6 protein-coding genes are annotated in these 7562 nt (G+C 40.9%); 2 read left to right on the top strand and 4 right to left on the bottom strand.

Annotation, left to right across the window (positions count from 1 at the left end):
• Positions 1-261: 261 nt before the first annotated feature.
• Both K1J10_RS03630 and nt5e read left to right on the top strand, forming a co-directional pair.
• Positions 262-822 (top strand): TetR/AcrR family transcriptional regulator, encoded by a 561-nt coding sequence (locus K1J10_RS03630; RefSeq protein WP_223355902.1) that lies wholly within the window; start codon positions 262-264, stop codon positions 820-822.
• A 167-nt stretch (positions 823-989) separates the two neighbouring features.
• Positions 990-3191 (top strand): cell surface ecto-5'-nucleotidase Nt5e, encoded by a 2202-nt coding sequence (gene nt5e / locus K1J10_RS03625; protein WP_223355901.1) that lies wholly within the window; start codon positions 990-992, stop codon positions 3189-3191.
• A gap of 524 nt (positions 3192-3715) precedes the next feature.
• Here the strand turns inward: nt5e and K1J10_RS03620 are convergent.
• The 4 genes from K1J10_RS03620 to K1J10_RS03605 all read right to left on the bottom strand — a co-directional run bounded on the left by K1J10_RS03620 (position 3716) and on the right by K1J10_RS03605 (position 7479).
• Entirely contained in the window at positions 3716-4546 is an 831-nt protein-coding gene (locus K1J10_RS03620; protein ID WP_223355900.1) for a PrsW family glutamic-type intramembrane protease, read from the bottom strand.
• A complete protein-coding gene (locus tag K1J10_RS03615) occupies positions 4539-6200 on the bottom strand; it encodes a C69 family dipeptidase (protein WP_223355899.1) in 1662 nt (553 codons plus the stop codon). Before K1J10_RS03615 ends, K1J10_RS03620 begins: the two co-directional genes overlap by 8 nt.
• Positions 6201-6412: 212 nt before the next feature.
• Positions 6413-7108, bottom strand: a complete 696-nt coding sequence (locus K1J10_RS03610) for an LrgB family protein (protein WP_048689583.1) — start codon at positions 7106-7108, stop codon at positions 6413-6415.
• On the bottom strand, positions 7108-7479 hold the full coding sequence (locus tag K1J10_RS03605) for a CidA/LrgA family protein (RefSeq protein ID WP_048689585.1): 372 nt from the start codon (positions 7477-7479) through the stop codon (positions 7108-7110). The genes K1J10_RS03610 and K1J10_RS03605 overlap by 1 nt, the downstream gene beginning before the upstream one ends.
• Positions 7480-7562 lie beyond the last annotated feature (83 nt).

The raw sequence follows: 7562 nt of genomic DNA, 5'->3' as shown, positions 1-7562 counted from the left end.
CTGACACACTTGAAAGCTTATTTGATTAACACTCCGCAACTTTACTTGAGTGTTTACACAAAATTATTGACAGAATCGGAAAATTTTTTATAATCCTTCCAAAATGGCTTTTACAGTATAAGAATAAGACCTGATTTTAAGCCATTTCGACTTATAGAATGATACTAAAATTTTATTCCGTTGATGAATAAGGTTGATTTCTGTATAATATGGTGATTAGTGAATAATCATTTATACCAAATACATGATAAAGGAGGATCTATGACCCGAAAGAAGAGAAAAACGAATTCTAAAAATGCTATCCGAAGCGCCCTATCACGCCTGCTTCTTGAACAATCACTTGAAAGCCTTACAATTAGCCAACTAACAAAGGAAGCCGGCATTAATCGAGGTACCTTCTACCTCCATTATGTAGACAAACAAGATATGTTCAACCAGCTAAAATCTGAACTCTTAGGCGAGTTGGGAGAGTTATTTGCTACAAGCACCGTCAATCGAGCAAATTTTCTTGCCTCACTTCAATATATTCAAGATAATTATGACTTTATCTATGCCTTGATGCAGATGGATTACCAAAAGTTTCATTTTCTAATGAAAAATTTCACCCTGCAACTTCTTGACAATACTCCACACGCTAAAGACCACTTGGTTAATAAATTCCAAGTTCCTTATAAGTATGCTGTTGAGATCTTTGCAGCTACGATTGAAGCCGTAATCACAAAATGGTTGTCAACTGGTGCAAAAGAAGAGCCGATCGAAATCGCGACAGTCGTATTAAGTGTGACTGACTTTACCACTTGGAACCAACCCATAACTGAATAAGAAAATGAGAGAACGAAAGTTTTCTTTTTTTTTATGGATAAGAGCAATTAGCTGGAACCTCAACGCTCTCACAAGATTATTTGCCCAACTATCAGAAAACGTTTTCCATTTCTTTCCTTTTTAGCTATAATATTTAGTATGGAATAAAATAGAAATGAGGAACGTTTATGAAAAAGAAGAAACTTCTTTTGCCGATCTTATTGCTTGCTCCTGCCTTCCTAGCTTCTCAGGTAGCTGCAGATGAGCAAACAGCTCCAGAAACTAACCTTGAAGTAGCTGCTGCTTCCACAAATGCAACGGATGCTGCTACTCCTGCTTCAACAGAATCTAGTACAGCTACTTCAGAAGGTGCTACAGAGAGTTCAACTGACTTGCCTGAAGCAAATATCCTTCATACCAACGATGTCCATGGTCGGATCGTCGAAGAAAAGGGTGTGATTGGTGATGCTAAATTAGCCGCAGTCATTGATGAAGAACGGGCGAAAAATCCATCTACTTTGGTCGTAGATGCTGGAGATGCCTTCCAAGGACTACCGATTTCAAATAGTTCAAAAGGGGAAGAACGAGCTAAAATTTTGAACGAAATTGGCTACGATGCCATGGCAGTCGGAAACCATGAGTTCGATTTTGGTTTGGATGAAGCAAAGAAATACAAAGAAATCTTAAACTTCCCACTTCTCAGCTCCAACACCTACATCAACGGTGCTCGTTTATTTGAGGCTTCCACCATCGTCGATAAAGATAAGAATGTGGTTGGCGATGAGTTTGTTGTTATCGGGGTGACAACGCCTGAAACAGCTACAAAAACCCACCCTAAGAATGTTCAAGGAGTTACCTTCACAGATCCTATTTCAGAAGTAAACAAGGTCATTGATGAGATTGAAGCACGCGCTACTGCAGAAGGCAAGACATACAAAAACTATGTTGTCCTTGCTCACTTGGGAGTAGATACTACTACACCAATCGAATGGCGAGGATCTACCTTAGCTGAGGAACTTTCTAAAAACTCAAAACTGAAAGGAAAACGTGTCACCGTAATTGATGGACATTCCCATACTGTTCAATCAACCACATACGGAGATAATGTCACCTATAACCAAACTGGTAGCTACCTGAATAATATCGGTAAAATCACCTACCAGGCTAACCAATTGCTTGGAAACCCTCAACAAATCTCAGCTGCTTCAACAAAAAATGTCGTGCCAAATGCCAAAGTAGCTGCCATGGTCCAAAAGATCAAGGAACAGTACGATGCTGAGAATGCAAAAATCGTTCGTGACAATAGTCCTGTAGAACTAAACGGTCAACGGGAAAATGTTCGTGTCCGTGAAACCAACCTAGGAAACGTCGTGGCAGATGCTCTCTATGAATATGGACAAACTGGTTTTAGCCATAAGACTGACCTTGCTGTAACCAACGGTGGTGGTTTGCGCGAAACCATTGCTAAAGACAAGCCAATCACCAAAGGAAGTGTCATTGCTGTTCTTCCATTTGGGAATACCATCTCTCAGATTAAAGTAACTGGTCAGAATATTGCTGATATGTTTGCTAAATCTCTTGGCTCTATTTTACAAGAAAAAGATGGCAAAACCGTTCTTGACGAAAACGGTCAACCCCTTCTTGAACCTAGCGGAGGCTTCCTCCAAGTATCTGGAGCGAAAGTTTATTACGATACAACCCTACCAGCTGAAAAGCGCGTCCTCTATATTGAAATTAAAAACCCAGAAACTGGTCAATATGAACCGCTCAACCTTGCTAAAGATTACTACTTGACTACCAATGACTTCTTAGCAGCAGGTGGGGATGGCTACACCATGTTAGGTGGAGCTCGCGAGGAAGGTCCTTCCATGGACGTTGCCTTTGCAGATTACCTTGCTAAGGCAGATCTCACAGCCTATGCAACCATCAATCCAAATTCTCGTACCATTTCTATTTCTGCTAACAAAGATACAGATGGAGATGGTGTGGCAGATATTGAGGAAATCAAACAAGGAACAGATTCTGCTAATCCAAAGTCCTACCCAGGAAGCAATAACCAACCAGTTATCCCATCTACCGGTAAAAATGCTCAACCAACTAATCCATCTACCGGTAAAATGGATCAAACATATATTCCAGCTCTAGTTGGTACGAATTCTCCTAATCAACTAGCTAGCCAAACAAAGAATACTTTTACATCTGCTAAGGACGATACACAGATCAAGGCCAACAACCATCACTTGTCAGTGACAGTCGCTAAAACATTCACAGCGGGCTCTGCAAGCCTACCAGAAACAGGAACAGCCGACTCTCCTGCTATCTACATGCTCACTCTGTTGACATCCATCCTAGCCTTCTTTGGTCTTAAGAAAAAAGAAGAAAGCAAATAGAATTTAGTAAAAAAAGCTTAGAAACAAAAGTTTCTAAGCTTTTAGAAAGTAGACAAACTATTTTAAAGTAAAATAAGTTAAGCGATTCTGCAAAGAAATAAAAATGAGTTCCAATTTTTAAATCGATTCAAAAAAATACCAAAACTTTCCGCTGTGAGAAAAGTGCCTGAAACAATAACGTTTCAGGCACTCGGAATTATTGAGAGTAAAACAGTTTGGGGAACTGTTTTAGCCTGAGCCCAGAAGTTAAAGAGCGAGGGGGCTCAATACAAATTGAACACAGGCTGCGGATTGTGTCAAAAAGATAAGTTCTCCTAGAATCGAAAGATTCTGCGTCAAACTTCCTATTTTGACTTTATCCGCAGACGCCCTTAGTATCTTGATTTAGTCTTGGAACTTCGAAGAAGTTCGCTGACGTCCGTACTCACCTAAGGAAAGTTTTTAATATGACTTTGTCTTCAATCTGAAGCTTAGAAACAAAAGTTTCTAAGCTTTTTTATTTATATATCTACTGAATCTTTTCCTTAGTTTTTCTTTAAAAGGTTTAGATTCGGATTTTTATGAGTAAAGAGCACGACCTCAATAAAGGTTCCCACTTGGAAGGCAAAGAGCAAGCCTACCAAAATATTGACCCGATGGTCTGTTTCATAGAATGGGGAATTCCATAAGAAGTGATTGGTCACCGTGGAAACTACACACCAGAGACCAAAGAGCTTTTCTTTTTGCTTGGTGCACTGAGACAGGATGAGAAAGGCTCCAACAGATACAACAGCTGTGTAGACTGCATGAGATGCTAAACCACCAGAAATGCGGTTCACTGCCTCTGTTACTGCTGAGAGGTCTCCAGTTCGCGTTTGACGCGCCACATAACCTAGATCTTCAATGATTTGGAAACCAAGACCAGATCCAAAGCCGGCAATTAAAATCGATTTCAAATCCTTACGACCCAAAATCAAGAGGATCCAGAAGGCCACCAGAGCTTTGAAAAATTCTTCAGAAAAAGGTGCTGTCAAAGCATCTGTCCATTTATTAAAGGTACTAACATCCTGAATGAGATGACTATTGAAATGGTCAATGAGGCTGTTCCCTGAAAAACTGAGCCAGCCAGCAACAAAAGCACCACCAAACATGGTCGCCCACAAAACAAGAAGAGGAACCTCAAATCTTTTTGCAAGTCGCTTAATAAAGAGATAAAGAGGAACGACAATCACCGCTAAAACGAGCAGATTTAATACCAAATCTCTTCCTGCTACTTGGTTAAACTCTTGTTGAGAGAGAGAGCCTAGCTCAAACTCCATCCCAATCCCTGCTAAGACCAAAAATAGGAAGAGCAATATTCGTTGAAACTTATTCATCCTTCTTACCTCCCTTTGCTTTCTTTGATTTAATGAAGAAAATTCCTACTCCTATCACTGTCACAAGGGCTAAGCCAATCGTGATGACGAAGTCATAATCAAATGGTACCAAATTGATTTCTTCTTCTTGGTTTGCATCTTCTTCATCTGTTAAATCGTCAATAGCACCTTGTCCATATTGAGCAATCACCTTTTCTTCTGCTTCTTGACGAATTTCTTGCAGACGATCGAAGGTCTTTTGAGCTCGAGTCATGCTCGTTTCTGTCGCTTTTAGGCTCGCCTGCTCTGGCTGCGAAGCGAGGGCAATTTGTTCTTGGTCACTGATTTCTTGCTCAGCCATCCATTGAGATTCTAGGCGTTCCATTTCAGTACGGATGACTCCATCTCCGAACAAATCAGGATATTTGGCAACTAAATCATTAATGCGAGACATGGTCCAATACCAAGATTGGGGATTATAGGCTGTCCCTAATTCTTGATAGGCTTGGTAGGTATTGGTGATATTGCCATAGTAAGGCAGGTAAGGAGCATTTCGTGGGCTTCCCATCGCTAACCACATAGTTCCCCCACCAGCACTATCAGGAACATTGTCCTTTAATTGGAAAATATGGGCTTCCATGACATTCGGGTTCGAAATCGGGTATTTATAGACTTCATCAAACTTCCCTTTTTCTGGAATCCCTTTTCCATCTAACTCCATTTGATCTTGTGGTTTGAAGTCTGTTCCTTCTAACCGATTGCGTTGGAGATTCATCGCATCACGTAGCGTCAATTTCCGATCCGTTGTATGCATCAAGTCAAAATACTCGTCATCGTAGTTCACATCTGCATCTGGATCCAGTGACTTAATACCAGACCAAACACGAGAACGATCTGCCTCATGCAAAGGTGGATTGTAGGATTGAGACACATGGAACTGGCCATCGATTTCTTTATAGGTTCCTGCATCACGGGCGACTTTTTCAACATCCTTCGAGGCAATAGTCCGTTCCTTATCTGAAAAATCAACATGTCCTAAGAAGAAGGTATTTGGAAAGACTGCATAGCGATCTTCTGGGAAGAGAATCGCTACATATTGGTGACCAGAAAGGATCTCCATGTACCAGATACCTTCCTTGTCCGCGATCGTCACAATATTTCCTTCTGCTGCCCCTTTTTCTTCCACAATTTTCGCAATGAGCTCGACTCCTTCACGAGCCGTTTTGACACTTGGAAGAACGACAGTGGTGAGGGCAGACTCAGCCAAGCCGTCCTCTACATAAGGATCGACCTTTTTAATGTTGTCATTTGCTGAAGCTGAGACGGTCGCCGAGATGGACACACCATGCTCATTAAAACCAGCTTCATCAAATACACCCTGTTCTGGTGTAACATCTGGGACAGCTGTATATTTATAACTTACTTCTGGGAGCTCATACTTAAAGCCATTGGTGGCATCTTCAAAGACCTCCCCTTTCTTGTTATAAGTTCGTTCTCTGACCACAAAGTTCTTATTGTGGTTTGGTTCTAAGTCCTCCGTACGTCCGTACAAAGCATTCCCATCTGCTGTTAACTTTTTACCGATGATAAAACCTGTACAGGCCTCTACCGGTTGGGCAAAGAGGAAGAGAGCAGTGATCAAGCCCAAGGCTGATCGAGCATAACGTTTCTTCATATTGAACTCCTTTAACTAGATATTAACCGTATAACCTCTTTTAGTATACCTTTTGAACCAAAGTTTGGCAAGCGCTTACAACGACTGTAATCAATTAGTAATCTATCTGAAAATTGTTTGACCTTCAAATTATTAAACAACCTTCTCTATCTAACTGTATACAAAAAAGCTCGGAACTTCTTCCAAGCTTTTTCTGAATACTCTCTACCTTTTTAGGAAAGAATCAGGCTCGCGACAAGGGGACTTATAAAGACGTAGAAAACGCCAGTTATCCCAATTGCTAAGCCACCCATAGCTCCGGCTACTTGACCATACTGAAAGGCTGTACCAGTCCCCACCGCATGACCTGTACCCCCAAGGGCCAAACCAATGGCAACAGGATCCTCTACTTTTAGGAACTTAAGAATCGTTGGTCCTAGGACACTTGTCAGGATACCTGTCGCTACAACGACAACTAGGGTAATGGTAGTTATTCCCTGCATTTTTTCAGAAATCCCCACTGCCATGGCTGTTGTCACAGACTTAGGAAAGAGGGAAATAGCTAGAAAGTACTTCATCCCAAAAAGCTTAGCCAAGACAGCTGTAAAAAGCGTGTTGACTACTACTGCTAGAAAACTACTAAGAAGAATACTCTTGGCATGGTGCTTCATCAAATGGAAACTCTTATACAAGGGAATTCCCAGGACAACCGTTGAGGGCACAATCAAATTACTGAGGTAGGTCCCGCCAATATTATAGGCCTTATAGGAAATCCCTGTCAGCTTTAAGAAACCAATGATCAAGACCGTTGCAACTAAGAGGGGGGTCGTGATGGGATGGGGAAAACGACGAAAAATCATCATCCCAATCAGATAGGCAAAGACTGATAAAGAAATCCCAAAGAGAGGATTTGACCACAAACTTTCCATTATTTTATCCCTCCTTCATAATCCCCCTCATACCTTGTCTTGATAAAACCGACAACTAAGGCAATAAGGGTTACATTGATGATGATAGCCCCTAAAATAATCAATACGATGGGCAATAAATAAGGCTGGATAACATCAAACTTATCCATAATCCCAACCGCTGGAGGTAAAAATAAAATCGTCATATTGGCTAAGAGAAAAGATCCGACCAGATTCACATGGCGGATACGAAGCCATTTCAACTGCAAGCAAAGAAATAAAATCAGTAGACCGATAATACTTCCTGGAATTGGCAAATGAAAGAGGGTCGATATCCCTTCCCCAATCAAAGAGATGGTAAAGATAATCATCAGTTGAACATATAGTTTCACGCGCTTCTCCTCAAAATTCTTGAAAGATACACTAACAGTCTACTCCTTTTCTGTAAAAAATCAAGTATTTTCAGAAAGTTTTC

It is taken from the genome of Streptococcus australis (assembly GCF_019930045.1).
Taxonomy (GTDB): Bacteria; Bacillota; Bacilli; order Lactobacillales; family Streptococcaceae; genus Streptococcus; species Streptococcus australis_D.
Note: the sequence above shows the minus strand (reverse complement) of the source record. Positions and strands in the feature narration are given on the sequence as shown.

What these genes read in the sequence shown, in the direction of transcription:
- K1J10_RS03610 (WP_048689583.1), bottom strand. Translation starts at nt 7,108, where the DNA reads ATGGAAAGTTTGTGGTCAAATCCTCTCTTTGGGATTTCTTTATCAGTC.
- nt5e (WP_223355901.1), top strand. Translation starts at nt 990, where the DNA reads ATGAAAAAGAAGAAACTTCTTTTGCCGATCTTATTGCTTGCTCCTGCC.
- K1J10_RS03620 (WP_223355900.1), bottom strand. Translation starts at nt 4,546, where the DNA reads ATGAATAAGTTTCAACGAATATTGCTCTTCCTATTTTTGGTCTTAGCA.
- K1J10_RS03615 (WP_223355899.1), bottom strand. Translation starts at nt 6,200, where the DNA reads ATGAAGAAACGTTATGCTCGATCAGCCTTGGGCTTGATCACTGCTCTC.
- K1J10_RS03630 (WP_223355902.1), top strand. Translation starts at nt 262, where the DNA reads ATGACCCGAAAGAAGAGAAAAACGAATTCTAAAAATGCTATCCGAAGC.